Genomic DNA, 26,890 nt, shown 5'->3' on the forward strand with positions numbered 1-26,890 from the left:
TTTCGATCCTCGCCTGTTATCTACATTATTTCCTGGTGGTTATCGGCTGCCGGCTTCCTTGCAAGGCTGGGCCAATTAACCCATTGCTTTTCATGAGAAGAATTGACTTTTACCAGTCCCTTGTCAATTGCCATCAGGCCGCATTGCCACACATCTCCATTAAAAAATGCCGCTTGTTGGCAATCGATCGCCGCGAGCTCCAACCAGGCGTTTTGCTGGCATTTTTCACTGAGCTGAATGGCTCCCGACAGGGCGAGATAGCAGAGGTCAAACAGGCCATTGTGATCGAGCGCGGTCGCCGCTTTCGGCAGGAAGGGGTGACTGACAATCCCGAGGCTGATCTGGCGATCCAGCGGATAGCTGCAAGGGAAGGCGGCGATGGCAGTCAGCAGGTCTCCCGCCAGTTGATGCAGGTTGGTGACGTGGCGCTGTGGCACCACATAGAGCATGTGTCCTTCACGCAAGTCATAGATACGGCCATCTTGCGGGGTCAGGGTGTCCATATAGGCACCGAAGGCCTGCTCGATTTCTCTGCTGGCCTGATAGCCGTGGCGCTCCAGCGTATTGACCAGGAAAGGCACCCGGAACAGCAGATAGTGCAGCTTGTCATCGAACTCGCTGGAGGGCTGTTCGCTGAGGTACCAGCGATCCGATTTCAGCTGGCGCTTTGCCATCTCCCTCGGCCAGCGGTTCATTAGCCGCTGCCAGTTGGCCAGCCCCGAGCGTGGCTCGATCAGCAGGGCCTCATTGGTCCGTTTCAGTTGCAGGCGGGCAGTACGCAGCTTGAGCCAGAGGGTGAAGAAGAGGTAGATAAAGAGCGCCAGCAGCAGGCTGGTGGTGATGCTCGACCAGAGATAGCGCTCCTGCTGATGCTGGCTGTTGTTAAGTCGCTGCTCCAGCTCCTTGATATGTTGCACCCGCTCGACCTGGACATAGTTGTCACGGATCGCCGCCTGCTCCATGGCCTGCTCCTGCTGGCGCACCTCCTCGCCAAGACGGTGGAAGCGCTTGTAGCTGTCGAGAGCCTGACGCAGATACCCCTTCTGCTCATAGGCGACGGAGAGCAGGCGGAAGATCTCGAATTGGCGCCGGATGTCCCCAATCCGGTTGGCCAGGGTGAGGGCGTTCTCCAACTGCAGGATGGCGATGGCGGCCTCCTGCTTCTTCAGATAGAGCTCGCCGAGCAGCAGCAGGGTATCGATCAGCGGCTCTTTGGCATCGCTCAGCTCGTGGGACTGACGGGCCGCATTGAGGTAGTTGCTGGCCAGCGAGAGGTTGCCGCTTTGCAGGTAGGTCTTGCCGATTTCGTATTTGAGCAGGGAGGCTTGCGGTCGGTTGCTCCCCTCATCGAGCAGATCCAGCGCATTGAAGAAGTAGACCAGCGCCATATTGAGGTCGCCCTGCTCGCGGTTGAGTCGCGCCAGCACCATCAGGGAGTCGCTCAGCATGGAGGAATTGCCGAGGGCATGAAAATAGTTGGCCGCCTCGCTGGCGTATTGCAGCGCTTTTTGTGGCTCCTGCTCTTCCTGATAGAGGCTGACCATCTGGTTCGAGAGCAGGCCGAGGAAGAGCGGGTCGTTGAGGCTTTTGGCCTGTTGCTGGGCATCGATATATTCCCCCAGTGCCAGCTGTGGCTGCTGCAGCGCGCGATAGAGGTCGCCGCTGATGGCGCTGACCCAGGCACTGGCGAGGGGATTGGGGGTCTTGGCGGCCCAGATCCGCGCATCTGCCAAGTGGGCCTTGGCATCATCGAAGTGCTGGTTCTCGATGTCGTAGCTGGTGCGTTGCAGGCGGCCATAAATCTGGAGCTGGCTCTGCTTGAGCGTGGGGACGGCCAACTGTTCGTCCAGTTGATCCATCAGGGCGCGGCTGGTGCTCTGGTTATCCGGTTTGAGGGCCTGACTGCGGATCTTGAGATAGAGGCCGTGCGCCTTGAGTTCCGGTTGCCGCTCTTTGTCTGCCAGCGCCATCGCCTTGTCGAGCGCTTGCTGGGTGGCCTGATATTGGCCCAGTTGCAGCAGACACTCCCCTTTGAGCAAGTGGGCGCCTATGGTCTGGGCCGCCGTGCTGTAGCTCAGGATGGGTTCGCGATAACCGAACTCCTGGCGATTGCTGATGATTTGCTGGGGATTATTGGCTGCGCGCGTCAGGAAGGCGGTGGTGATCTGGACGCATCTGGCAGGATCGGTCAGTACCATCGATTGCGCTTGTTGCAGATCGATAGAGAGTTGCTCCTTGTCCAGATCCAGATTCGGAGCTGACAGGGAGGACATCATCATGGCCAGAAAAAACAGTTGATTCATTGGATTAAGGACGGCGCAGAGGTGTTGGCATGTTATCCAAGCCCCCCCCTGCGAGTCCAGCGTTTACTGTGGTTTGCTGGTGGCCGGCAAGTGGGTTTCGTCTGGATTTTATTATCCAGCCCCCTTATCCCAGCTGCATAAAGCATCGATTGAAACCTTTTTGCCAGTCATTGAGGGCAGTGCGACTGCCCTCTCTGTCGCAACTCGACTTTATTGGCGGATCAGACGCAAGTTGGCGGGCACGGCTTCGAAATCGGAGCGGAACGGGTTGATGTCGAGGCCGCCGCGGCGGGTATAGCGGGCATAGACGGTCAACTGCTCAGGCTGACAATAGTGCTTGAGGTCGATAAAGATCCGCTCGATGCACTGCTCGTGGAATTCGTTGTGCTGGCGAAACGAGATGAGATAGCGCAGCAGCTTCTCCCGATCGAGTTTCGGCCCCTTGTAGCGGATCACCACAGAGCCCCAGTCCGGTTGGCTGGTGACCAGACAGTTGGATTTGAGCAGGTGGCTGTGCAGGGTTTCCTCGACCAGCTCGCTACCGGCTGCCCCTTGCAGCAGGGACGCATCAAACTCGTAATTGTCTACCTCGATATCCTGCTCATCGATGCACTCGCCGGGCAGCTGGGCAATCTGGTGCGGCGCCTTGTCGAGGGGGAACAGGGTCACCTTGACGATCTCACCCGCACAGGCGCTCAGATCCTTGGTCAGCATGGCGGCGACTGCCTCGATAGAGTCGCAACGGGTCTGGTTGAAGGAGTTGAGGTAGAGCTTGAAGGATTTGGATTCGATCAGGTTCGCACTGGTGGCCGGAATGGCCACTTCACCCACCGCTACCATCGGCTTGCCCTTGGCATTGAGCCAGGAGAGCTCATAGAGGGTCCAGACATCGCAACCGCTAAAGGGGAGATCATCGCCCAGCTTGAGATCATCCCGGTTCAGGCTACGTGGAACCGGCTGCAGCAGGGAGGGGGTGTACTGGCTGATGTAATCGGATTGCTGGCCCAGGCTCAGGCCGGTCAGGGCGCTGGCCCCGGCGTATCTATCTTGTTTGCTCACAGGGTTGCTCACGTAATCTGCTCATGATGAGTGGAATGAAACGGGCCATTGCAGGGCCGGATGGTTGCAGCCGTTTGGCTTGGGCGTCGGCCTCTCTGTGTCCCGGGTTCTGTTTCCCGGGTCGCAAGGTCGGCTGGCAACCTTGTCTGTTACCGGGTTTGGTGGTGCAATAGCGGACTTTGCCAGCAATTGTGGGGATTTTCGATGTCGGATCAAGTTTTGTCTGCCCTGGAGCACTTTTTTGCCCGCTGGCAACGGGATGGCGAGGCCAGACGAGGCCTGCCCCTGTGCGAGTGGGAGGCGGACTGGCGTTCCCCCTGCCAGCTTGGTGAGCCTGCCGATGGTCGGGTGGCCTGGCGTCCTCACCATCGTCCCGAACCCGCCGATTTTACGGCCATGGCCGATGCCCTCGAGCTGACGATTCATCCCAGCGCCATTGCCCTGTTCGGGCACTGGTTCAGCCGCCCCATCCCCTGCCTTTTCAAGGGGCTGCGCCTTGAATTGCTCCTGCCGTGGAACGACGCGGATCTCGACCTGCTCAAGGAGAACCTCATCGGCCACTTGCTGATGCTGCGCAAGCTAAAACGAACCCCCTCCATCTTTATTGCCACCACCCGCAACGAGATGACGCTCATCTCGCTGGATAACGAGAGTGGTCAGGTGTGGCTGGAGTGGCTCGATTCTGGCCGCCGTCTGACGTTGGCGCCCTCTTTGCCGGCGTTTTTGGAACGGCTGGAGACGTTGCCGCAATAGCGCCGCTTCGAGCCAAGGTTACCCATCGGAACGAAAAGAGCCTTGCCATGCGGCAAGGCTCTTTTTTATGGCATTGCGTACAGGGAACGCGCTTAATCCTTGAAATCCCAGGAGAGGTTGGAGACCAGACGGCAGCTGTCGCACTTGAAGTCGAAGATCTCGTGCAGTGGCTCTGCCAGCGCCCACTCACCGCCACAGCTGGGGCAGGGGCGCGCCTTCTCCTCGGCCGCGCTCAGCCCGCCCACCCGATAGAGGTAGTAGTAGGTGGGGATGCCGCTCAGCACTTCCAGCCGCTTGGCCAGATCGCTGCCGCGCCGGTAGAGGCGGCTGCCCACTTCGCCGATTTCGTGCAGCGCCGCATGTTCGGCGATGGAGCCGTTCATCTGCAGCTGATCGCATGCCTCCCAATCCTCCTGCCACTTGATGATCTGCTTCTGATCGCCGTTGGCGACTGCGGGCAGCTGGTAGAGCGGAATGGGGGCGAAGTGGTCGCCACAGCGCAGCGGCGAGCAGGTATGCAAAAAGCTGGTGTAGAGCATCATCCAACTCGGCCGCTCGCCCTGCTGGCCGCAAGGATCTGTGCTGTCGGAGAGTAGATCCGCCCCCTGCAGCTGGAGTTTGGGCGCCAGCAACCCCGCCTGATTGAGCTGCTGTTCGGCCAGTTTGACCTGATCGCTCTGGTTGTCGGGGTGCAGGCTATCCTGCTCCGGACAGACCACCCGACTGACGAAATAGCCCTCATGCATGCTGGTGGGGAACTCCCGCCCGAGGATCTGGCCCTGATAACGCAGCATGTCGAGGTAGTTGACGATGGCCCGCTCGGCGTCGCCAAGGGAGGTATCGCGGTAACACTCAAAGCAGAGTTCGACGATATACATGGTTCAGCCTTGCCCCTGTTGGAGGAGCAGGTCGGTCAGGCGATCCACCTTCTGTTCGATGCGCGCGAGCTGTTCGGCGAATTGCTGCAGGGTGAGCTCCGGTGCTGGCTGGGGCACGGCCTCTGGCAGGAGCTCGCTCTCGGCGGTCGCGACGGGCTGCTGCTTCCACTGGCTCAGCACTTTCAGCAGCTCGGCCATCGGCACGGGCTGGGTAAGGCGGGCCTTGATCATGGCGGTGGTGGGTGTCAGGCCCTTGGCGGCCAGCTCGTTGGCAATTCGGATGATCTCGTGGGCGGACATAAGCATGCTCTGGGTGAGAAGGGGGGATCGATATCGGGGCGGGATCTTAACCAAAGCCGGCAGGGGAGGAAAGGGCGGCTTAGCGGGGCTGGCGCAGCATCACATCGAGCTGGTCGATCGCTTCACACCAGTCGGAGTCGTTCCACAGGGCGTCGCGCAGAAAGCTGGCCTGGGCGGCGTTCCAGAAACCGGCCTCCGGCAGCAGGGTCTCATTGTCGAGGTGATGGTCGTGCACAAAGCGGTGCAGGCTCAGCTCGTCGTTGGCCATCCCGAGCTGGGCAAACAGGGCTGGCAGATCGTGGACAAGGGGTTCCATCTCGTCTCTCCCTTTGTTTAATCCCTGAGATTATAGACAGGCACAGCCATCGGGCGCAGAGACGAGATTGGGGATCAGGCTGAGGGGATTCGATGGGGGGGCAGATCGACGCCCACGATGTGCAGCCCCTGCATCTTGAGGGTGCCTTGATAGTGGCTCTCGCCATCGCTGGAGAATTCAAACTGATAGTGGGTCAGCAGCCGCAGGGGATTATGCGCCAGCTCCCGCCGATGGCGAGCCAGTGACAGCAGTTGCAGATCATGGTGCTGGCAGTAGCGGCGCATGTATTGCCAGGCCACTTCTGCCTGTTGGCGTTGCAGCCAGAACAGGCCGGCTACGGCAATCAGCAACAAAATTCCGAGCATCTCTCCCATAGGCGGGCTTCCTTATCGTGATGTCGATAACCGGGAGTCCTGCTCGGCACTCCCGATCTCCTTTTCTATTTCCCGCCGTATTGCCTCGTGGCGTGAGGGGGAGGCGAGGGATCAGGCCGAGGCAAACAGACGGCCGATGGCCTTGCCCAGCGCATCGCTGCGGTCGGGGTCACGCAGTCTGGCCAGCATATCATTGCGCAGGGCCGGTAAAGTGACCAACTCGGCAAAAACCTGATTGAAGAACTGGGTCGGTTGTAGCGCCAGTTGTTCCAGATAGTGGCTGAGCAGATTGGCATCTTTCAGATCGGGCCAGAGCCGGCCCGCAATGGCGAGCAGCAGCGCCGGGCTTGGCTGGGTTTGCAGCAGGGTCAGCAGCTTGTTGGTGCGCACAGTGCTGCCGGGGCAGGAGGCCATGGCGCGGCAGAGGTAGGCCAGGGTCTCCGGGTTGGGGGCGGCGCACTCCTGCTCCTTGCCGATCCGCTCAAGCAGGGCGCCTTGTACTGCTGGCGGCAGCGGGGCGTTTTCAAGGCTCTGGCAGAGGGCATAGAGCGGCTCTTGCGGCAGTTTGGGCAGCGCCTTGCAGATCAGCGCCAGATTGCGTTCATCATGCAGTCGCTCGGCCAGATCGGCAAAGCCCTGTAGTCCCAGCGTCTGCCAACCGGCGTCGTTGGGGGCGGCCAGATAGTGGCAGAGGGCATCGTAATAGGCGGAAGGAGCCTGCTCCAGCTGGCGCGCCAGCTTGGCGTGCAGACTGGCCATTTTTGCCTCCGCCGGGCGGAAGGTGTAGGGATTGTCGGCCAAGCGCTGGGCTTTCTCTTCATCTAGATCGCCGGTGAGCTTGTAGCCCAGGGTCTCCACCACCTGATCCATGAACAGCTTGGGGCCATTTGACATCAGCAGGCCGCGCTCATCGAGGGCGAACTTGAGGAACCAGAGGTAGTGGCGAGACTCGTTCGGCTGGAAGAAGTGCACACCGAGCCAGGCGTGCTGTTGCAGCGGCCAGGGATAGGGCTCCTGCTGCTGTTCGATGCGCACAAAGGTATCGCTTGCCAGTGGCCGCACTTGGCGGCCCATGTCAAACAGCTGGAACTGGGTGCCAGCCTGAGTCAGAAATTCGGTCAAGGTATTGATGGCAGTAGGCGTCGCAGACATGGTGAGATCCGGCTAATGGTGATGCGGGCCGATTATAAGGCCCTTGCCGAGGATAGCCAGTGGCAGCAGACGCGCGTTGCGGCAGATATCAACATGGCAGCCATGCGGGGGGAGGTGTATAATATCGCCCTTTTTTAACGGCGGCAGGCCGCGCTGGCTGCCGTGTATGTCGACGAGCTGGCTGAATCGCCGGTGCTGCGTGACGGAATTTATTTGCATCCTGGCTGACCCTGTCGGGTCGGCGGATCAATTTGTGGTTATGAGGAAGAGAGCGAGATGAATCAATATTTGCTGGTAGCTGGCCTGTTGGGGGAACTCACCGCCGAGTTGCAGCGCCTCGAGCGCTGGCAAGCTGACCATCCCGGTGACGAAGCCTTGGCAAGCACCCTGCCTTTTTGTGTCGATACCCTGAGCTTTGATCAGTGGCTGCAGTTCGTGCTGATCCCGCGCATGGAGCAGTTGGTGATGTTGCAGGCTCCGCTGCCGACCAGCGTCTCCCTCTATCCCATGGCCAGCGAAGTCTACAAAGAAGATCTGGCCGAGGCAGAAGCGTTGCTGCGCCTGATCGCCCGCTTCGATCTGCTGCTTTCCGGCAAAGTGATCGAACAATGATGCCAGATCAAACCCGAGAAGAGAGTGACCTGAAGTTGACTCTGCTCTATCAGGATGAGTGGCTGGTAGCGGTCAACAAGCCGTCCGGTCTGCTGGTGCATCGCAGCTGGCTCGACAAGGGCGAGACCCGTTTTGCCATGCAGATGACCCGGGATCTCATCGGTGGTCGCCATGTCTATCCGGTGCATCGCCTCGATCGGCCCACCTCAGGCGTGCTGCTGTTTGCGCTCGATCCGGTGATTGCCCGCGCACTGACCGAAGCCTTCACCCAACGTCAAGTACACAAGGAGTATCTGGCACTGGTGCGCGGCTGGGCACCCGAGCAGGGGGTGATCGACTATCCCCTCAAGGAGCAGCTGGACAAGATTGCCGATGCCATGAGCAACCCGGATCGCCCGGCGCAGGATGCCGTCACCACCTTCCGGCGCCTGCATAAGGTCGAGCTGCCCCACGCGGTCTCCAAGAAGCATCCCACCAGTCGCTACAGTCTGGTCAGATTGTTCCCGAAGACCGGCCGCAAGCATCAGTTGCGCCGCCATATGGATCATCTGTTCCATCCTATTGTGGGCGATACCACCCACGGGGATGGGCGCCACAACCGTTTCTTTCGCGAGCACTTCGGCTGCGAACGGCTGCTGCTGGTGGCCCGCACCCTGAGCTTTACCCATCCGGTGCTCAAGGTGCCGATGCGGATCCAGGCGCCGCTCGGTCAGGATGTGTTGCGCCTGTTTGCCGAGCTGGGCTGGCCCGCCAGCGAGAGCGACTACTAAGCGCCTGATCCTCAGCCTTGAACCGGTGGCATCTGACGCCAGCTTGCTGATAGAGTTGCTCAAAAGAGTGACTCAAGCAGGGAGAGGAGAATGGCGCAGATCGATATCGTGGTAGGAACTGTCTATGGCGCAGCCATGCTGGTGGCCGAGACCTTGGCAGATGAGCTGGAACGCAAGGGGCATCACTGTTCTCTGCACGAAGAAGCACGGCTGGCGGACATAGACCCCGGCCGTTTTTTATTGCTGGTCAGTGCCACCACGGGGCAGGGGGATATTCCGCCCAATCTGCAACCTTTTGCCAGCGATCTGGCCGATCGGGCGCCCTGGCTCAAGGGGTTGCGCTATGCCCTGATCGCCATGGGTGACAGTAGCTACGAGCATTTCTGCGGGGCCGGCCGTCGTCTTGACGAGCAGCTGCAAGAGTTGGGGGCGAGCGCCGTGATCCCCCGCCTTGAACTGGATGCCACCCTTCATGATGAACCCGAGCAGGTGGCACTTTCCTGGCTGAAGGAGTGGACGTTTCAGCCCTGAATTGCTTGTTAAATAGCGCCATAAAAATCCCCTGTCGGTTTGCCACAGGGGATTTTTATTTTCACTATCCGCCAACCCAATTGGTATCCATATTTCTCCCCTGTAAGGTATCTATTTCAAGATGCTAAAAAGTTATCCCGCTCATTTAGAGCCCAGAGGCCGCGACATAACGAGGAAATAAAAGTTCAATCATGAAAGCGATTTCAGTCATGTTTTTAAAAAAGGATGCGCAAATATTCACTTTTGCTTAGAAGCAAATTAATTGCTGGTACCGATTTCAAGTGCAATGTTATTTCCATTTTATGTTTTTTGGTGGTGTTTTGTTGCTCAATTTGCTCATTTTTTACTTCTGTTTGGCGCTGCGAACGTTTGCCGAGCGATTTGTCGCCATTTTGTGAGTCTGCTCATATTTGTCGCGATATGCGCTCCCTATAATCGACCTCGGTTATCACCTGCAGGATTGCCTGGTGATATGAAGTTGAATATTCAGGATCACACTCCTCACAGCGGGAAATAAGGAATATGACAATGAAAATGAAGTGGCTCCCGATTGCAGCAGCTGTTACTGCCGCCCTGGCTTCCCAAGCCGCCTTTGCCGTAGATTTCCACGGTTATATGCGTTCCGGTGTTGGTACTTCCGATAATGGCAGCCTCCAGACTTACTCCAAGCAGAAAGTCGGTCGTCTGGGTAACGAAGCCGAGACCTATGGCGAAGTACAGCTGGGGCAAGAGGCTTACAACAAGGATGGCAAGACCTTCTATGTAGACTCCATGTTTGCCATGGTCTCTGGTCAGCAAGGCCGTGACTGGGAAAGCACCAGCGGCAGCGATGCCGACTTCGCCCTGCGTCAGTTCAACGTGCAAGCCAAAGGTGTGCTGGGCTTTGCGCCGGAAGCCACCCTGTGGGCTGGTAAGCGTTACTACCAGCGTCACGATATTCATATCTCCGACTTCTACTACTGGGATGTATCCGGCGCGGGCGCCGGTGTAGAAAACATCCAGGCCGGTCCCGGCAAGCTCTCCTTCGCCTGGCTGCGCAACGACCCGTGGGATGACTACGATGAGTTCGTTGGTAGTGTCGGCGTAGACAAGCGCGTCGATACTGACGTGCTGGATGTGCGTTATGCCGGTATTCCGCTGTGGACCGACGCGTCCTTGGAGCTGGGTTATGACTTCGCTCGCGCTAACCTGACCGATGAGCAGAAAGCGGCGTTGGGCAGCAAGGACTACGAGAAAAATGGCCACATGCTGACCGCCGAGCTGACTCAGTCCATGCTGGGTGGCTTCAACAAGACTGTGGTTCAGTACTTTGCTGACGGTTATGCATCCCAGGCCGTCGATTATGGTAGTGGTTCTGGCAACGGCCTGAGCCAGGCAGCCTCCAAAGGCGATGGCTGGCGTTTCATCAATTGGGGTGTGCTGCCTATCGGTGACAAAGTCGAATTCGGTCACCAGATTGTTTATGGCATGGCCAGTGACATTGATAACAACAGCGCTGACAAGGACACCTTCTCCGTCGTCGTTCGCCCGATGTACAAGTGGAACGACACCATGAAGACCATCGCCGAACTCGGTTATCACCACGATAGCTACGAGCCGAACAGTGGTACTGATTCCAGCACCATCGGCAAGAAGTACACCCTGGCACAGGCTTGGTCCGCTGGTTCCGGCTTCTGGGCCCGTCCGGAAATCCGTGTTTATGCCTCCTATCTGGATGCTGATGGACAGTTCCGTCCGGACTCCAACGGCGTGAAACAGGATGATTCCTGGAACTTCGGTGTTCAAGCTGAAGCCTGGTGGTAAGCTGTTTGATGTCATGAATGCAAGTGCCCCCGCATGACGGGGGCGCTTTTTTTACAACACTGTCCGTAGGGTTACGCAATGAGATATTCCGGGTTAGCCTTGACTGTATTTTGCTCAGTTGTCTTGGGGGGGTGTGCTTCGTTGGAAACAACCGTAGCCCCGACGCAAGAATTCAAATCCATTTTGGGAAATCGTGATACCGCGATGACCCAGCTGGCGTCGGTGAGCAGCTGCTGCCGTGATGTCTCCAGCCTGCCTTTTCAGGAGCTTCAGCCTGGGGCGACCAAGTTGGTCCCGATTGACAGCAGCTCCCCGGCTTACAACTTCAACGAAGGAAAAAGCTATTTTGCCGCCTTCCGCCTGCCTGTGAACTCAGGCAATTTGCGCATTACGGTGGATGGCTTGATCGACAAGTCCCTGTTTAATCCCACCGTAATGATGCTTGACTCCAAATTCAATGTGACCCGCAAGCTTGGCAGTGACGTATTCAAGTACGAGCCCGCCCGCATGCTGGAAGGCGATCGCATGGAGGCCGTGTTTACGGTGGATCGTTCCTATGTGGGTAACCCCAATAACGAGAGTTACATGGTGATCTATACGGATTCCGCCACGCTGGACAAGACAACGACCATCCTGAGCCCGTCCAAATTAATGACCAAGTCGCTGGGGGTTGTTGATTACGGTGAGAAAGATCCCGTTATTCCCCACTCTCCCTGGGGCGTGGTCAGCGTGTCGATGGAAGATCTGAGCGGGGTAAAAACAGATAGCAACTATTACAAGCCTGTCTATCAGGACGTGATCGATGCCAATACACCTGTGGTCAACCCGGAACCCAACAAGCTGGTTGTTCCGCTGGCAACCGGAGTGGGGAGCAAACCCGTGGCTCCCATGTTGGCCGAGACCGAAGCCTTCTATCAATCCCAGATCGAGAAAGCGGTCAATGCCGGTGATATCGACAAGGCGATGCAGCTGGTCAGCGAAGCTGAGCGTGCCGGTTCCAGCAAGGCCAAGGCGGTGTTCGTCGATGCGGTGAAGCGTTCCCAAAAGTAGGGATTAACCCGACTTTTTGACTGAGCAATATATTTTTAAGGCCTCCCTTGTTGGAGGCCTTTTTAATCGGTAGACTGTAATAATAAAAAGGAGTTGGTTACATAGTGTTACATTGTGTTTCCTATGGATATATTTGGAATTATTAAAATACAAAGCGAAACTGTAATTTATCTATTTGTGTAATAGACTTATCATGCGGTAATTTATCTTTAGAAAATAAGATTTTATTGCAGCCAAACAAGTTGTGATCTCCCCTCCAAATTCAATATTCCTCTCTCTTCGAAAGCAGCAATTTATTACCCGGTGGGTTATATTTTGATGGTCAAAATAATCAAACCCGATCCGACGATATTTGGATGAACTGTTGTTATTTCATTCAAAAAGCTCGTTCAGGGAAGACAATCCATTCAGGAGCGCACACAATGTTGAAAAATGCTTTCTCTAATCTGCAAAAGGTTGGTAAGGCGCTGATGCTGCCCGTATCAGTCTTGCCCGTTGCAGGTATTCTGCTGGGGGTGGGTGCTGCCCACTTCAGCTGGCTGCCGGAAATCGTCTCCCAATTGATGGAGCAGGCAGGTGGTTCCGTGTTCGGCCAGATGGCCCTGCTGTTTGCAGTCGGTGTGGCACTTGGCTTCACCAATAACGACGGCGTATCCGGCCTGTCAGCCATCGTTGGCTACGGCATCATGGTCGCCACCCTGAAAGTCATGGCGCCGGTCATGGGCGTTGAAAGCATCGATACCGGTGTACTGGGTGGTATCCTGGCTGGTGGTATCGCCGCCTGGGCCTTCAACCGCTTCTACAAGATCCAGCTGCCAGAGTATCTGGGCTTCTTCGCCGGCAAGCGTGCCGTGCCCATCATTACCGGTTTCCTGTCTATTGGTCTGGGTGTGATCCTGTCCGTGATTTGGCCGCCGGTCGGTGGTGCCATCGGTGCCTTCTCTGACTGGGCTGCCAACCAGAACCCGGTACTGGCCTTCGGTATCTATGGCGTGGTTGAACGTTCCCTGATCCCGTTCGGTCTGCACCACATCTGGAACGTACCGTTCTTCTACCAGGCTGGTACCTGCGTCAACGGTGCCGGTGAAACCGTACACGGCATCATGACCTGCTTCCTGACTGCTGATGATGCCTCCCGCGCTGCCGGTAATGGCTTCGGCCAGCTGGCCGGTGGCTACTTGTTCAAGATGTTCGGTCTGCCTGCTGCCGCGTTTGCCATCGCTCACGCTGCCAAACCGGAAAATCGTGCCAAGGTCGTTGGTATCATGGCCTCCGCTGCCCTGACCTCCTTCCTGACCGGTATCACCGAGCCGATCGAGTTCTCCTTCCTGTTCGTGGCACCGGTACTGTATGCCATCCACGCCGTCCTGGCTGGTCTGGCTTACGTGCTGACCAACATGCTGGGCGTGGTTCACGGTCACACCTTCTCCAACGGCTTCATCGACTTCGTGGTGCAATCCCCGCGTGCCAGCAACATGCTGCTGCTGGTGGGTCTGGGTCTGGTCTATGCCGCTATCTACTACGTAGTATTCAGCTTCGTGATCCGTGCCATGAACCTGAAAACTCCGGGTCGTGAAGACGAGACTGCCGAGGAGTCCGTGGGCCAAGGTAAAGACGAAATGTCCGCCGCTCTGGTTGCCGCCTTCGGTGGTAAAGAGAACATCGCCTCTCTGGATGCCTGCATCACCCGTCTGCGTGTCGGCGTGAAAGATGTGGCCAAGGTTGACCAGGCTGGTCTGAAGAAACTGGGCGCTGCCGGTGTGGTTGTGGCTGGTTCTGGCGTACAGGCCATCTTCGGCACCAAGTCCGACAACCTGAAAACCGACATGGATATCTGGATGAAGAGCAACTAATCCGGTTGTTTGAATCCTGGAGTTCCGAAAAGGGAGGCGCAAGCCTCCCTTTTTCCGTTTTGTAGCGTGTAGAGGGTTGCCGTGCCAGATAGGCGGAAATGGGGTGATTCACCGTTTTTCTGTTTGGAGAGCAGGTGTTTGCCTTGAAAGTGGAGACAGTGATGTGGATTCTGCGTGTAGGGCAATAAAAAGAGCGCCATCAGGGCGCTCTTTGGGGAAGAGCAGGATTACAGCTTTTCGAGGTCCCGCTCGATTTCGCTGATCTTGTTTTGCACCACTTTTTCCAAATGGCGCAGGTCGCGCAGGATCTTCTGCTTGATATCCGGATCGGCCTGAACGTGCACGCCCTGAGTCAGGTTGTCCAGCTCGTCCACCACATACTTGAGATTGGCGTTGATCTCGGTGACATCCTTGTACTCATGGGTACCCGAGTCGACCAGCATGGTCTTGCGCTGGCGAGGGTATTTGAATTTCACGCTCTTGGCGAAGAACTCGCCTTTCTGCTTCTTGAAGTAGATCTTGAGGATGTCATGGTTGGCCTCCTGGCGCAGGGTGTAGCTGTCGACGGAGGCGGGATCCTGGATCCCCAGGCTCTTCAGATTCTCGTACATCAGGCTTCCTTGGTTTGAAACGATCCTGTGTCATCTATCTTAACCGAGCGGGTGTGGCTTGCCTGTGACAGGGGCGCCAAAATCCAAATGGGGTTCAAAAGGCACTTTTTGCCTTCTCCGAACATCATGCGAGATGCACCGACAGAGCATTCTTCAACGATAAAAAAAGAGCGCCATCAGGCGCTCTTTTTCAAAGGACTGCCAGTTACTCGTCGATGGAGCGCAGCAGGGCATTGATGCCCACCTTGGCGCGAGTCTTGGCATCGACTTTCTTGACGATCACCGCAGCGTACAGGCTGTACTTGCCGCACTTGGAGGGCAGGGAGCCGGAAACCACAACGGAACCCGCCGGTACGCGGCCGTAGTGAATTTCGCCGGTTTCGCGGTCATAGATGCGGGTGGACTGGCCGATGAAGACGCCCATGGAGATGACGGAGCCTTCTTCCACGATGACGCCCTCAACCACCTCGGAACGGGCGCCGATGAAGCAGTTGTCCTCGATGATGGTCGGGTTGGCCTGCAATGGTTCCAGCACGCCGCCGATGCCGACGCCGCCGGAGAGGTGGACGTTCTTGCCGATCTGGGCACAGGAACCGACGGTGGCCCAGGTGTCGACCATGGTACCTTCGTCAACGTAGGCACCGATGTTGACGTAGGAGGGCATCAGCACGGTATTGGGGGCGATGAAGGAGCCTTTGCGGGCGGTCGCCGGCGGCACCACACGCACACCCGCTTCGCGGAACTGCTCTTCGGTGTAGTTGGAAAACTTGAGGGGAACCTTGTCGTAGTACTGGGCATCGTCACCCTTGATGATGCCGTTGTCGTTGATGCGAAACGAGAGCAGCACTGCCTTCTTCAGCCACTGGTGAACAACCCACTCGCCGGCAATCTTCTCGGCAACGCGGGCCTTGCCGGAGTCCAGCAGGTCGATGGCTTGCAGGATGGCGGACTTGGTGGCGCTATCCACGGAGCCCGGAGTAATGGTGTCGCGGCGCTCGAAGGCCGCTTCAATGATCTGTTGCAACTCGGTCATGACAGGTTTCCTTTAAAAAATTCTGTTTGTTGTATCACACTTTTCCGACTGTTTTTAAGGGGTTGACCGGAATTCTTCCGGCCAGCGGCCATTTCTTCATCCGGTGTGCGCCAACCAGTTGTTTGGCATGGCAAAAAACGCCCGACAATCAGCCTCTTTCGAATCACTCTTCGCTTAATCCAGTACCGACTGCTGGGGATTGAGCTGGTGTACCAGTCGCTCTTCCAGCTGTTTTTGCTGCTCGGCGGTCAATGGCTCGCCATCGAGGCTGGTCAGGCTGAAAAAGTCCTCGACCCTCTCACCGAAAGTGGCAATTTTGGCGGCGTGCAGCGACAGTCCGCACTGCTGGAAAACGGCACCGATCCGCGCCAGCAGGCCGGGGGTATCGAGGGCAGTCAACTCCATCAGGGTGTGACGGCTCTCCCCTTTAGTGGGCGAAGAGCGGGGCAGAAACACCACCCGGGTCGGTACGCTGAACTGGCGGTGGCGTCGTGACAGGGGCTTGCTGCGCAGCACCAGCTTGCCGGGCTCCTGCAACGCTTTCTCCAGCGCCTTCTTGATGGGCGCGGTACGGTTCGGACTGATGGGCTCGCCGCTCGGCTCCAGCACCACGAAGGTATCGAGCACGAAGTTGCTGCGCGAGTTCATGATCTGGGCGTCGTGGATGTTGAGGTTCTTCTGATCCAGTGCCGAGGCTACGGTGGCGAACAGGTTCGGGGTGTCGCGACAGTAGATAAATACCTCGCTGCCACCCCGGGTCGGGTGCTTGCCGATGATCACCAGAGGGGCCGGGTTGTCGCCGTGTTCGATGATGTGGCGGCAGTGCCAGGCGATCTGTTCCGGGCTGTGGCGCAGGAAGTAGTCGGCCTTGAAGTCGGCCCACAAGCGGTTGACGGCTTCTTCCGATACATCCCGCTGGGCCAGGATCTGCTTGGCCTGACGCTGGTTTTCGCGAATGCGCAGCCGCATGTCGGGCGGGTTCTCCAGCCCCTGGCGCAGCGCCTTCTGGGTCGCGAAGTAGAGCTCCCGCAGCAGGGTGCCCTTCCAGTCGTTCCACAGGGTATCGTTGGTGGCGCAGATATCGGCCACGGTGAGGCAGTAGAGCAGGTCGAGATGCTGTTCGTCGCGCACCTTCTGGGCAAAGTCGGTGACCACGTCGGGATCGTAGATATCGCGGCGCTGGGCGGTGACCGACATCAGCAGATGGTGGCGCACCAGCCAGGCGACCAGTCGGCTCTCGTAGCGATCCAGACCGTGCAGCTGGCAGAACTCCAGCGCATCGACGGCGCCGAGTTCCGAGTGATCGCCACGCCGCCCCTTGGCGATGTCGTGGAACAGGGCGGCTACATAGAGCAGCTCCGGCTTGCGCAGCCGGGTAAACACCTCGTGGCAGAGCGGGTGGGTCTGGCGGCTGGCCGGATTGGGAAACTGATGGATGTTCTTGAGCAGCCGGTGGGTATGTTCATCCACCGTGTAGGCATGGAACATGTCGAACTGCATTTGGCCGACAATCAGGTTCCACTGGGGCAGATAGGCCGCCAGGATCCCGTACTTGTGCATCAGGCTGAGGGGCTGGCCGATGCCATTGGGGTGACGCAACAGCGCCATAAACAGGCGGCGGCACTCGGGGATATCCTGCAGCCAGCAGTTGAGCTTGCGCCGCGCCTCGCGCAGCTGGCGCAAGGTGGCCGAGTGAATGCCCGCTATCTCGGAATGCTGCGCCATCTGGTAGAAGAGGCGCAGGATGGCGGCGGGTTCGCGGGCAAACAGTTCGGCATCCACCGCATCGATGAGGCGGCCACGGAGCTGGAATTCATCGGAGAGGCGGCGCACGTCCATGGCGGTGTTGCCGAGGATCGCCTCGTCAAACAGCTGCAACAGCATCTCGTTGAGTTCGGAGACCCGTCGCACCGTCTGGTAGAAGCGCTTCATCATCTGCTCGACCGGGGTGTTGCCTTCCCCCTCAAAGCCCAGCATCTGGGCCACGGTGCGCTGGCGATCGAACAGCAGGCGGTTGTCCCCTTTGTTGATGGCCATGTGCAGGGCGAAGCGCACCTTCCACAGGAAGTTCTGGCAGTCGAGCAGCTCGCGGTATTCGGCGCGATTGAGAAAACCGTGGCTGGTCATCTCGAACAGGGTGGTGGCACCGAAGTGGCGGCGGGCCACCCAGGCCAGGGTCTGGATGTCGCGCAGTCCCCCCGGATTGCACTTGAGATCGGGTTCGAGCTTGTAGGCGGTACCGAGGAACTGCTGGTGGCGTTCGGCCTGCTCCTGGCGCTTGGCCTTGAAGAACTGCTCGCTTGGCCAGAAGTGTTCTGGGCCGGTTGCCTCCCTGAGCTGCTGAAAGCCCGCCTGGCGGCCGGTGATGTAGCGCGCCTCAATCAGGTTGGTGGCCACCGTGATGTCGGCCCGCCCCTGCTCGATACACTCTGCCACGTTGCGCACCGCCTGGCCCACTTCCAGTTTCAGATCCCACAACAGGGTGATGAACTCACCGATGCGCAGCCCCAGCACCTCGTCCAGCTCGTCGCCGTCATAGAGGATCAGCAGGTCGATGTCGGAGTGGGGGTGCAGCTCACCCCGGCCATACCCTCCCACCGCGATCAGGGCGAGATCCGTCTTGTCGAAGCCGAATTTTTGCCACAACCGGGTCAGCAGCTGATCCATGTACTCCGAGCGGGTGGCAACCAGCTCGATGATGTTGTCGCCGGCGTCGAAGCGGGCGTGCAGCCAGCCAAGGAAACGACTCAGGTACTCCTTGCAGTTGTCACGGGTAAGCTGATCGTCGGGTAACAGGTGGGGGGAAAGCAGGCTGGCGTCCATGGCATCTCACACGCAGGTGGCTGGGAAATGGCGAAAACGGGCAATAAAAACCCCGGCGCTTCTGAGCAGGGCCGGGGTTCAATGTTAACCGTGTTTGATGAAACGGTCGATGGTGTCGTCAGGGCGCAGGGTCAGGATCTCGCAGCCATCTTCGGTCACCAGCAGGGTGTGTTCCCACTGGGCGGAGTCGCCGCCATCCTTGGTGGTCACGGTCCAGCCATCCTTCGGGTTGACCTTGCAGTGATACTTCTTGCTGTTGACCATGGGCTCGATGGTGAAGCACATGCCGGCCTTGAGCTCCAGCTTGCCGCTGTTGCGGTAATGCAGGATCTGCGGCTCTTCGTGGAATTCGGCACCGATGCCGTGGCCGCAGTAGTCACGTACCACGGAGAAGCCGGCCTTCTCGACGATGGGCTGGATCACGGCGCCGATCTCGGTGATGCAGGCACCCGGGCGCACCGTCTTGATGGCGGCGTAGAGGCTCTCCTGGGCGACCTTGCACAGCTGGCGGCGCAGCGGCGTGGTCTCGCCCACGATGAACATGGCGGAGGTATCGCCGTGGTAGCCATCCTTGATGACGGTGATGTCCAGGTTGATGATGTCGCCGTCGCGCAGCTTCTTGTGATTCGGAATGCCGTGGCAGATCACATCATTCACCGAGGTGCAGATGGATTTGGGGAAGCCGTGGTAGTTGAGAGGGGCCGGGATGGCCTGCTGCACGTCAACGATGTAGTTGTGGCACAGGGTGTTCAGTTCGTCAGTGGTGACGCCAGCTTTGACATGGGGCGCAATCATGACCAGCACATCGGCGGCCAATCGGCCGGCAACGCGCATCTTTTCAATCTCTTCCGGTGTCTTGATTTTAATGGACATGGGATCTCTCTTGCGGCCTGCCGCAACAACCAGCAACGGCTGGTCGGGCAGGTAATGAAAAATAGATGCGTTTGCAATCAGGGCAAAATTTTATCCGCAACCCCTGCTCACTTCCAGTGTGATTGTCATCACAACGTCAAATCGACGTTGCAGCCTCTCCTGACGGGATCCAGATTTCACACCCGTTTGATGTGTCGCCGGTGGTGTCCTGAGCAAACTTATGGTATAAAGCGCGCCGGAATGGGGATCATGGGTCCCTGTTTCATCACCCTTACTTAAACAACACACACACATCGACACCTGTACCGGGGTGCCCCTCTGGGGTCGGTTACATGGGATGTGTGGAGGCCTAACCCCAATACAGAGGTATAAAATGGCTAAAGTTTCTATGCGCGACATGCTGCAAGCCGGCGTTCACTTCGGTCACCAGACTCGTTACTGGAACCCGAAAATGAAATCCTACATCTTCGGTGCCCGCAGCAAGGTTCACATCATCAACCTGGAAAAAACCGTTCCGATGTTTGACGATGCCATGAACTTCATCAGCTCCGTAGCTGCCAAGAAGGGCAAGGTACTGTTCGTAGGTACCAAGCGTGCCGCGTCTGAAGCCGTCAAAGAAGCCGCTGAGCGTTGCGACCAGTTCTACGTCAACCACCGCTGGCTGGGCGGCATGCTGACCAACTGGAAAACCGTTCGTCAGTCCATCAAGCGCCTGAAAGATCTGGAAACCCAGAGCCAGGACGGTACCTTCGACAAGCTGACCAAGAAAGAGGCGCTGATGCGTACTCGCGAAATGGAAAAGCTGGAGAAGAGCCTGGGTGGTATCAAGAACATGGGCGGCCTGCCTGACGTTCTGTTCGTTGTCGATGCTGACCACGAGCACATCGCTATCAAAGAAGCCAACAACCTGGGTATCCCGGTAGTTTCCATCGTTGATACCAACTCCAACCCGGACGGCGTTGATTACGTCATCCCGGGTAACGACGACGCTATCCGTGCCGTTCAGCTGTACCTGAATGCTGCTGCTGACACCGTACTGGAAGCTCGCGCTCAGGACATCGTTGTTCAAGCTGAACAAGATGGCTTCGTTGAAGCTGAGTAATTGATAAGGTCTGTAAAGCCCTTATTAACCAAGCTGATGTAATTGGTTAGCAGGGGCCCTTGTGGCCCCTGTTTCTTGTCAATTCAAGACCGAGGATACTGGACATGGCAAACATTACTGCCGCCCTGGTAAAAGAACTGCGCGAGCGCACCGCCGCTGGCATGATGGATTGCAAAAAAGCGCTGGAAGAAGCCAACGGTGATATCGAGCTGGCTATCGAGAACATGCGTAAATCCGGTCAGGCCAAAGCCGCCAAGAAAGCTGGCCGTATCGCCGCTGAAGGCGTTATCTTCGCCCGTACCGAAGGCAACGTTGCCGTCATGATCGAGCTGAACTGCGAAACTGACTTCGTTTCCAAGGATGCCGGCTTCCTGGCCATGGGTCAGAAGATCGTCGAGATCGCCGCTACCCAGAAGATCGCTGACGTTGACGCGCTGAAAGCCGCTGACTTCGGCAACGGTGAGTCCGTAGAGCTGACCATCACCAACCTGATCGCCAAGATCGGTGAGAACATGAACCTGCGTCGCGTGATGCTGGTTGAAGGTGACAACCTGGGTACCTACGTTCACGGTTCCCGTATCGGTGTTATCACCAAGCTGGTCGGCGGTACCGACGAGCTGGCCAAAGATCTGGCCATGCACGTAGCTGCCAACAGCCCGCAATTCGTCAAGCCGGAAGATGTATCTGCCGACGTCGTTGCCAAAGAGCGCGAAATCCAGATCGACATCGCCGTCAACTCTGGCAAGCCGAAAGAGATCGCCGAGAAGATGGTTGAAGGCCGCATGAAGAAGTTCACCGGTGAGGTTTCCCTGACTGGTCAGCCGTTCGTGAAAGATCCTTCCATGACCGTTGCCGAACTGCTGAAGAAAGAAGGTGCTGACGTTGTTTCCTTCACCCGTTTCGAAGTGGGCGAAGGCATCGAGAAGCAAGAGACCGATTTCGCTGCTGAAGTTGCAGCTCAAATCGCGGCCGCTCAAAAGGCCTAATCGAACCGGTTTTTCCGTTTCCCCAGACCGCGACTTATGTCGCGGTCTTTATATGACCAGGAATCAGTGACATGAGTACCAATCCCAAGCCTGCATACAGACGTGTTCTTCTGAAGTTGAGTGGTGAAGCCCTGCAAGGATCCGAGGGTTTTGGCATTGATCCGGCCGTGCTGGATCGGATGGCCCAAGAGATCAAAGAACTGGTTGAGCTGGGTGTTCAGGTCGGTCTGGTCATCGGTGGCGGCAACCTGTTCCGTGGCGCCGGTCTTGCCAAAGCTGGCATGAACCGTGTGGTGGGCGACCACATGGGTATGCTGGCGACCGTGATGAACGGTCTGGCCATGCGTGATGCCCTGCATCGTGCTTATGTGAATGCCCGTCTGATGTCTGCCATCTCCCTGCAAGGAATCTGTGACTCCTATGTCTGGGCAGAAGCCATCAGCCAGCTGCGCGCTGGCAAGGTGGTAATTTTCTCCGCCGGTACCGGCAACCCCTTCTTTACTACCGATTCTGCCGCCTGCCTGCGCGGGATCGAGATCGAAGCCGACGTGGTGCTGAAAGCCACCAAGGTCGATGGTGTCTTCAACGAGGATCCGGTTAAGAATCCGGATGCCGTGCTGTATCATGAACTGAGTTATGATGAAGTTCTTGAAAAAGAGCTCAAGGTGATGGATCTTGCTGCCTTTACTCTGGCCCGTGACCATGACCTGCCGATCCGCGTGTTCAACATGAACAAACCGGGTGCCCTGCGCCGGGTTATCATGGGTGAGCCGGAAGGCACCCTGATCCATCACGTCAGCAAATAAGATAGATACGAGCTGTAGACGGCTCGTTCGCCAAAAGGAAAACCACTGTGATCAACGAGATTAAAAACGACGCCAAGGACCGTATGGGCAAGAGCGTTGAGTCGCTCAAGACCCAGATGTCCAAGATCCGTACCGGTCGTGCTCATCCGAGCCTGCTCGACGGCATCCAGGTTGAGTATTACGGTGCTGCCACTCCGCTGAAACAGTTGGCCAACGTCGTGGCAGAAGATGCTCGCACCCTCTCCATCTCCATTTTTGACCGCTCCATGATCCAGGCGGTAGAGAAGGCGATCCTGACCTCCGATCTGGGCCTGAACCCGTCCAGCAATGGCCAGACCCTGCGTGTGCCGCTGCCGCCGCTGACCGAAGAGCGCCGTCGTGACCTGACCAAGATCGTCCGTGCCGAAGCGGAAAACGCCCGTGTTGCCGTGCGCAACATCCGTCGTGACGCCAACGCCGATCTGAAAGCGCTGCTGAAGGACAAAGAGATCTCCGAAGACGACGACCGTCGCGCTCAGGAAGAGATCCAGAAACTGACCGACTCCTACATCAAGCTGGTCGATGAGGCCCTTGCCGTAAAGGAGAAGGAGCTAATGGAAATCTAACCGTCTGAAAGGTATATTACGAGCGCCGTGTAGTGCCCCTGCACGGCGCTTTTGTCTTTGTGGGAGAATTACATGTCGCTTTTGGCTGCGTTGGGTGATTGTGCCAACTCGTCTTTACCCCGTCACGTCGCCATCATCATGGATGGTAACGGTCGCTGGGCCCAGAACCGAGGCAAGATGCGGGTTTATGGCCACAAGGCGGGCGTCAAGTCAGTGCGCGAGGCCGTTACCTTTGCTGCGCGTGCCAAGATCGAGGCATTGACTCTGTTTGCATTCTCCAGCGAGAACTGGCGCCGCCCGGAAGGGGAGGTCAGTGCCTTGATGGAACTGTTCATCACAGTGCTGGGTCGTGAGGTGCAGAAACTGCACAACAACGGGATCCGGCTCAAGGTGATTGGCGATACTGCTCGCTTTAGTGAGCGGTTGCAGGCCAAAATCGCCAAGGCGGAAGCCCTGACCGCCAACAATCAGGGATTGACCCTCAATATCGCCGCCAACTATGGCGGTCAGTGGGACATCGCCCAGGCGGCCCGGACCCTGGCACGGGCCGTGGCGGCGGGTGAACTGGATGCCGAGGCGGTCGATGAGGCGGCATTGGGTCGTCATGTCTGCATGGCTGATCTTCCCCCCGTGGATCTGTTGATCCGCACCGGCGGGGATCATCGCATCAGCAACTTTGTCCTGTGGCAGCTCGCCTATGCCGAACTCTATTTTACCCCGGTCCTGTGGCCCGATTTTGACGAGGCCGAGTTCAGTGAGGCGGTTGCCTCTTTCGTTGCCCGCGAGCGTCGCTTCGGTTGCACGGGTGAACAGATACGGGAATTGATCGCCGAGCAGCAGACCGGCTAAACCCCGCTCCCAAGAGAGAGGTTTCTTTTGCTAAAACAACGAATTATTACTGCTTTGATGTTGATCCCCCTGGTGTTGGGGGCGCTCTTCTTTCTGCCATTGAAATTTTTTGCCCTGTTGGCTGCGCTGGTGTTTTTGTTGGCCAGTCGCGAATGGAGCGGGTTTGTCTCTGCTGCTCCGCAGCAATGGTTACCCATCGTATTTTGTCTGTTGCTCGGTGCCAGCCTCTTTTGGCTGCCGGTAGAGCAACTCTGGACGCCCCATCTGCACCCCCTCTTGATGGGCGTGCTCTGGACCGCGGTAAGCTGGTGGCTGCTGGGTCTGCTGCTGGTGCTGCGTTATCCCCAGAGCGCCAAGTTGTGGAAAGAGTCTATCTGGCTCAAGTCGCTGTTTGGTCTGGTGACCCTGGTTCCCTTCTTCTGGTCGCTGGTCGCCATCCGTGGTTACAACTTTTACCATGACCCCATGATGGGCGCCTGGATCCTCTTGTTCGTGATGGGACTGGTCTGGGCGGCAGATTCTGGCGCGTATTTTTTCGGCAAGGCATTCGGCAAGCACAAGCTGGCACCTGCTGTGAGTCCGGGCAAAACCATCGAAGGAATGTGTGGCGGCCTCTTTACCGCCAGCCTGCTGGCCATCGGCGTTACCTGGTCGATGGGATTTGTTCCTGCCAAGATGATCACCGTGCTGTTTTGCTCTCTGCTGGCGGTGCTTGCCTCCGTACTCGGCGATCTGACCGAGAGCATGTTCAAGCGCGAAGCAGGCATCAAGGACTCCGGCACTCTGCTGCCTGGTCATGGCGGCATTCTTGACCGGATCGACAGCCTGACCGCCGCCCTGCCGGTGTTTCTGCTCAGTTATCTGCTACTCAGTCAGGAGTTTTGATGCACAAGTCACTGGTTATTCTGGGGGCCTCTGGCTCCATTGGTCAGAGTACCTTGAAAGTGCTGCGCCATAACCCGGGCAGTTGGCAAGTGTTGGCGTTGACCGCCGCCCGCAACGTGGATGCCATGTTGCGGGACTGCCTCGAATTCTCCCCCCGTTTTGCCGTGATGGTCGATGAGGATGCCGCCCGTGAACTCGCTGCCCGTCTGAAAGCGCACGGCAGTGCGACCAGGGTCATGTCTGGTGCAGCAGCCCTCTGCGATGTGGCCGCTCACCCCGACACCCATAGCGTGATGGCCGCCATCGTCGGTGCGGCCGGACTGGCCCCGACCATGGCCGCGGTACGTGCCGGCAAGCGTATTTTGCTGGCCAACAAGGAGGCGCTGGTGATGTCCGGTGCTTTCTTCATGGAAGCCGTGCGCGAACATGGCGCCGAGCTGCTGCCCATCGACAGCGAACACAATGCCATCTTCCAGTGTCTGCCGACCGCTGTGCAGCGCCAGCCCGGTTTTTGCGATCTGGCTGCGGCGGGGATCAGCAAGATTTTGCTGACCGGTTCCGGCGGCCCGTTCCGTTACACCGAGATCAGCGAGCTGGCGAAGGTGACGCCGGCGCAGGCCATCGCGCATCCCAACTGGTCGATGGGGGCCAAGATTTCGGTCGACTCCGCCACCATGATCAACAAGGGGCTGGAGTACATCGAGGCGCGCTGGCTGTTCAATGCTGCGCCCGAGCAGATCCAGGTGGTGATCCACCCGCAGTCGGTGATCCACTCCATGGTGCAGTACAAGGATGGCTCCGTGCTGGCTCAGCTTGGCAATCCGGATATGTGTACCCCCATCGCCCATGCGCTGGCTTATCCCAATCGCATCCCCTCCAGTGTGGAACCTTTGGATTTCTTCAGTGTCGGAGAGTTCAGCTTTATCCGGCCTGATTATGATCGCTATCCCTGTCTGGCACTGGCCATCAATGCCTGCCAGAAGGGACAAGCGGCGACCACTGCGCTCAATGCAGCCAACGAGGAGGCGGTTGCCGCCTTCCTGGCCGGGCGCATCGGCTTTATGGATATTGCCCGGATCAACGAGGCAGTGATGCTGGCGCTGGAGAGCAGCGCCGTCGGCTCGCTCGATGATCTGTTTGCCCTGGACGGTGCGGCAAGAGCCCGTGCTCACACTTTGATTGAGGAGCTTGGCTGATGGGCGGTGTGTTGTGGAATATCGGTGCCTTTGTTGTTGCGCTGGGCCTGCTGGTCGCGGTGCACGAGTTTGGTCACTTCTGGGTAGCTCGTCGTTGTGGCGTCAAGGTTGAGCGCTTCTCTATCGGTTTTGGCAAGGCGATCTGGCGCCGGATGGGTAAGGATGGCACCGAATATGTGCTGGCGCTGATCCCGCTCGGTGGTTACGTCAAGATGCTCGATGGCCGGGTCGATGAACTCAAGCCCGGTGACGAGCAGTACGCCTTCAACCACAAGAGTGTCTGGGCGCGGATGGCGATTGTTGCCGCAGGTCCTATGGCCAACTTCGTCTTTGCCCTGTTTGCACTCTGGCTGATGTTTATCATCGGGGTGCCGAGCGTCAAGCCTGTGATCGGTGAAGTGCGTCCGGCATCCATAGTTGCCGAGGCGGGTGTGCTGCCGGGGATGGAGATTGTCGGGGTCGGCGATGAGCAGACCGGTGACTGGGAGAGCGTCACTTACGCCCTTATCAGCCATCTGGGTGATGATGCAGTCACCCTGAAAGTGCAGGCACCCAATACCAGCTATGCCACCGATAAAACCTTGTCGCTGACCGGCTGGACTTTTGATCCGGATAAAGAGTCGCCCATCGGCAGCTTGGGGATCGTCCCCCTGAGTGGCAAAGTGCTGCCAGTCGTGGCTGCCGTGGTGGCCAAGAGTGCCAGTGAAAAGGCGGGGCTGCAGGTCGGTGACCGTATCAAACAGGTCGGCGATCAGCCTATTACCGCGTGGGCCCAGTTTGTCGAACTGGTGCAGCAGGCTCCGGGCGAACCCCTGCAAGTGGTGGTTGAGCGCAACAACAGTGACCTCAACCTGACCCTGACCCCGGATAGCCGCAAGGTGCAGGGCAAGCTGGTAGGATTCGTCGGTCTCTCGCCGCAACTGGTTCCATTACCGGATGAATATCGAATTCTGTTACAGTATGGGCCTTTGCAGGCGCTGTGGCATGGCGCGGACAAGACCTGGAGCCTGATCACGCTCACCTTTGACATGATTGGCAAGCTGGTCGCTGGCATCGTGTCGCTGGACAACCTGAGCGGCCCCATCTCCATTGCCAAGGGCGCCGGCAGCAGTGCCGACTATGGTCTGGTCTATTTCTTGAGTTTTCTGGCGCTCATCAGCGTCAACCTGGGAATTATCAATCTGTTCCCCCTGCCGGTGCTCGATGGTGGCCATCTGGTCTATTTCCTGATCGAAGCGGTCACCGGCAAGCCGGTATCAGAGAAAATACAGGAAGTGGGTTTCAGGATCGGCGCCGCCATTCTGATGTTATTGATGGGCATTGCGCTGTTTAACGATTTCGCTCGCCTCTGAGGCCAGAGCATCAAC

Annotated in this window: 26 protein-coding genes; 15 read left to right on the top strand and 11 right to left on the bottom strand. The window is 57.9% G+C overall.

The features are described 5' to 3' along the window. Positions 1-20: 20 nt before the first annotated feature. Both I6L37_RS09710 and queF read right to left on the bottom strand, forming a co-directional pair. A complete protein-coding gene (locus I6L37_RS09710; protein WP_216993902.1) occupies positions 21-2,303 on the bottom strand; it encodes a hypothetical protein in 2,283 nt (760 codons plus the stop codon). A gap of 210 nt (positions 2,304-2,513) precedes the next feature. After that, positions 2,514-3,362, bottom strand: coding sequence for an NADPH-dependent 7-cyano-7-deazaguanine reductase QueF (queF, locus tag I6L37_RS09715; protein ID WP_216993903.1), 849 nt, complete (start codon positions 3,360-3,362; stop codon positions 2,514-2,516). 204 nt (positions 3,363-3,566) lie between these two features. Between queF and syd the strand changes: the two genes are divergently transcribed. Next, on the top strand, positions 3,567-4,115 hold the full coding sequence (gene syd / locus I6L37_RS09720; RefSeq protein ID WP_216993904.1) for a SecY-interacting protein: 549 nt from the start codon (positions 3,567-3,569) through the stop codon (positions 4,113-4,115). Between the two features lie 92 nt (positions 4,116-4,207). Here the strand turns inward: syd and I6L37_RS09725 are convergent, their stop codons facing one another. From I6L37_RS09725 to I6L37_RS09745, 5 genes are all read right to left on the bottom strand, one after another. Continuing rightward, entirely contained in the window at positions 4,208-4,993 is a 786-nt protein-coding gene (locus tag I6L37_RS09725; RefSeq protein WP_216993905.1) for a Zn-ribbon-containing protein, read from the bottom strand. A gap of 3 nt (positions 4,994-4,996) precedes the next feature. Next, positions 4,997-5,293 (bottom strand): DNA-binding protein, encoded by a 297-nt coding sequence (locus I6L37_RS09730; protein WP_158112218.1) that lies wholly within the window; start codon positions 5,291-5,293, stop codon positions 4,997-4,999. A 79-nt stretch (positions 5,294-5,372) separates the two neighbouring features. Continuing rightward, positions 5,373-5,609 carry a DUF2789 family protein gene (locus I6L37_RS09735; RefSeq protein ID WP_005338602.1) on the bottom strand — a complete coding sequence of 79 codons (237 nt, stop codon included), beginning with the start codon at positions 5,607-5,609 and terminating at the stop codon, positions 5,373-5,375. 74 nt (positions 5,610-5,683) lie between these two features. Next, the gene (locus I6L37_RS09740) at positions 5,684-5,983 is read right to left on the bottom strand and encodes a DUF3301 domain-containing protein (protein ID WP_047435589.1); all 300 of its coding nucleotides are present in this window, start codon (positions 5,981-5,983) and stop codon (positions 5,684-5,686) included. A 111-nt stretch (positions 5,984-6,094) separates the two neighbouring features. Further along, complete coding sequence (locus I6L37_RS09745; RefSeq protein WP_216993906.1) at positions 6,095-7,135, bottom strand: DUF3549 family protein; 1,041 nt, start codon at positions 7,133-7,135, stop codon at positions 6,095-6,097. 276 nt (positions 7,136-7,411) lie between these two features. On the opposite strand from I6L37_RS09745, the gene I6L37_RS09750 reads away from it, so the two are divergent. The 6 genes from I6L37_RS09750 (at position 7,412) to ptsG (ending at position 13,754) form a co-directional block, all read left to right on the top strand. Beyond that, on the top strand, positions 7,412-7,747 hold the full coding sequence (locus tag I6L37_RS09750) for a YqcC family protein (protein ID WP_005338596.1): 336 nt from the start codon (positions 7,412-7,414) through the stop codon (positions 7,745-7,747). Continuing rightward, positions 7,744-8,517, top strand: coding sequence for a tRNA pseudouridine(65) synthase TruC (gene truC / locus I6L37_RS09755; RefSeq protein ID WP_206874759.1), 774 nt, complete (start codon positions 7,744-7,746; stop codon positions 8,515-8,517). Before I6L37_RS09750 ends, truC begins: the two co-directional genes overlap by 4 nt. A gap of 90 nt (positions 8,518-8,607) precedes the next feature. Continuing rightward, positions 8,608-9,048: a flavodoxin gene (locus tag I6L37_RS09760; protein WP_216993907.1), complete on the top strand. Its 441-nt coding sequence runs from the start codon at positions 8,608-8,610 to the stop codon at positions 9,046-9,048. Between the two features lie 528 nt (positions 9,049-9,576). Next, positions 9,577-10,851, top strand: coding sequence for a maltoporin (locus I6L37_RS09765; protein WP_216993908.1), 1,275 nt, complete (start codon positions 9,577-9,579; stop codon positions 10,849-10,851). Positions 10,852-11,055: 204 nt separating this feature from the next. Continuing rightward, positions 11,056-11,901, top strand: a complete 846-nt coding sequence (locus I6L37_RS09770) for a MalM family protein (protein WP_026458145.1) — start codon at positions 11,056-11,058, stop codon at positions 11,899-11,901. Positions 11,902-12,323: 422 nt separating this feature from the next. Further along, complete coding sequence (gene ptsG / locus I6L37_RS09775; RefSeq protein ID WP_042027964.1) at positions 12,324-13,754, top strand: PTS glucose transporter subunit IIBC; 1,431 nt, start codon at positions 12,324-12,326, stop codon at positions 13,752-13,754. Between the two features lie 227 nt (positions 13,755-13,981). On the opposite strand, the gene I6L37_RS09780 is transcribed toward ptsG, so the two are convergent. The 4 genes from I6L37_RS09780 to map all read right to left on the bottom strand — a co-directional run bounded on the left by I6L37_RS09780 (position 13,982) and on the right by map (position 19,094). Beyond that, on the bottom strand, positions 13,982-14,365 hold the full coding sequence (locus tag I6L37_RS09780) for a DUF3461 family protein (RefSeq protein ID WP_005303475.1): 384 nt from the start codon (positions 14,363-14,365) through the stop codon (positions 13,982-13,984). A gap of 205 nt (positions 14,366-14,570) precedes the next feature. Then, positions 14,571-15,398 (bottom strand): 2,3,4,5-tetrahydropyridine-2,6-dicarboxylate N-succinyltransferase, encoded by an 828-nt coding sequence (gene dapD / locus I6L37_RS09785; protein ID WP_216993909.1) that lies wholly within the window; start codon positions 15,396-15,398, stop codon positions 14,571-14,573. Positions 15,399-15,572: 174 nt separating this feature from the next. Beyond that, a complete protein-coding gene (gene glnD, locus I6L37_RS09790; RefSeq protein ID WP_216993910.1) occupies positions 15,573-18,221 on the bottom strand; it encodes a bifunctional uridylyltransferase/uridylyl-removing protein GlnD in 2,649 nt (882 codons plus the stop codon). Positions 18,222-18,305: 84 nt separating this feature from the next. Then, positions 18,306-19,094: a type I methionyl aminopeptidase gene (gene map, locus I6L37_RS09795; protein ID WP_216993911.1), complete on the bottom strand. Its 789-nt coding sequence runs from the start codon at positions 19,092-19,094 to the stop codon at positions 18,306-18,308. 373 nt (positions 19,095-19,467) lie between these two features. Here map and rpsB point away from each other — a divergent pair, with 373 nt between their 5' ends. The 8 genes from rpsB to rseP all read left to right on the top strand — a co-directional run bounded on the left by rpsB (position 19,468) and on the right by rseP (position 26,875). Beyond that, positions 19,468-20,196, top strand: coding sequence for a 30S ribosomal protein S2 (rpsB, locus tag I6L37_RS09800; RefSeq protein ID WP_005303470.1), 729 nt, complete (start codon positions 19,468-19,470; stop codon positions 20,194-20,196). A gap of 104 nt (positions 20,197-20,300) precedes the next feature. Then, positions 20,301-21,182, top strand: coding sequence for a translation elongation factor Ts (gene tsf / locus I6L37_RS09805; RefSeq protein ID WP_026457973.1), 882 nt, complete (start codon positions 20,301-20,303; stop codon positions 21,180-21,182). 71 nt (positions 21,183-21,253) lie between these two features. Then, positions 21,254-21,988 (top strand): UMP kinase, encoded by a 735-nt coding sequence (pyrH, locus tag I6L37_RS09810; protein WP_026457972.1) that lies wholly within the window; start codon positions 21,254-21,256, stop codon positions 21,986-21,988. A gap of 47 nt (positions 21,989-22,035) precedes the next feature. Further along, positions 22,036-22,593: a ribosome recycling factor gene (gene frr, locus I6L37_RS09815; RefSeq protein WP_216993912.1), complete on the top strand. Its 558-nt coding sequence runs from the start codon at positions 22,036-22,038 to the stop codon at positions 22,591-22,593. Between the two features lie 72 nt (positions 22,594-22,665). Beyond that, positions 22,666-23,442, top strand: a complete 777-nt coding sequence (gene uppS, locus I6L37_RS09820) for a polyprenyl diphosphate synthase (RefSeq protein ID WP_216993913.1) — start codon at positions 22,666-22,668, stop codon at positions 23,440-23,442. Between the two features lie 27 nt (positions 23,443-23,469). Then, entirely contained in the window at positions 23,470-24,327 is an 858-nt protein-coding gene (locus I6L37_RS09825; RefSeq protein WP_216993914.1) for a phosphatidate cytidylyltransferase, read from the top strand. Continuing rightward, on the top strand, positions 24,327-25,523 hold the full coding sequence (gene ispC, locus I6L37_RS09830; RefSeq protein WP_216993915.1) for a 1-deoxy-D-xylulose-5-phosphate reductoisomerase: 1,197 nt from the start codon (positions 24,327-24,329) through the stop codon (positions 25,521-25,523). Before I6L37_RS09825 ends, ispC begins: the two co-directional genes overlap by 1 nt. Next, positions 25,523-26,875: a sigma E protease regulator RseP gene (rseP, locus tag I6L37_RS09835; RefSeq protein WP_100654335.1), complete on the top strand. Its 1,353-nt coding sequence runs from the start codon at positions 25,523-25,525 to the stop codon at positions 26,873-26,875. The genes ispC and rseP overlap by 1 nt, the downstream gene beginning before the upstream one ends. The last annotated feature ends 15 nt before the right edge of the window (positions 26,876-26,890 follow it).

Origin of the sequence: Aeromonas sp. FDAARGOS 1407, assembly GCF_019048725.1 — a bacterium.
Classification (GTDB): Bacteria; Pseudomonadota; Gammaproteobacteria; order Enterobacterales; family Aeromonadaceae; genus Aeromonas; species Aeromonas enteropelogenes.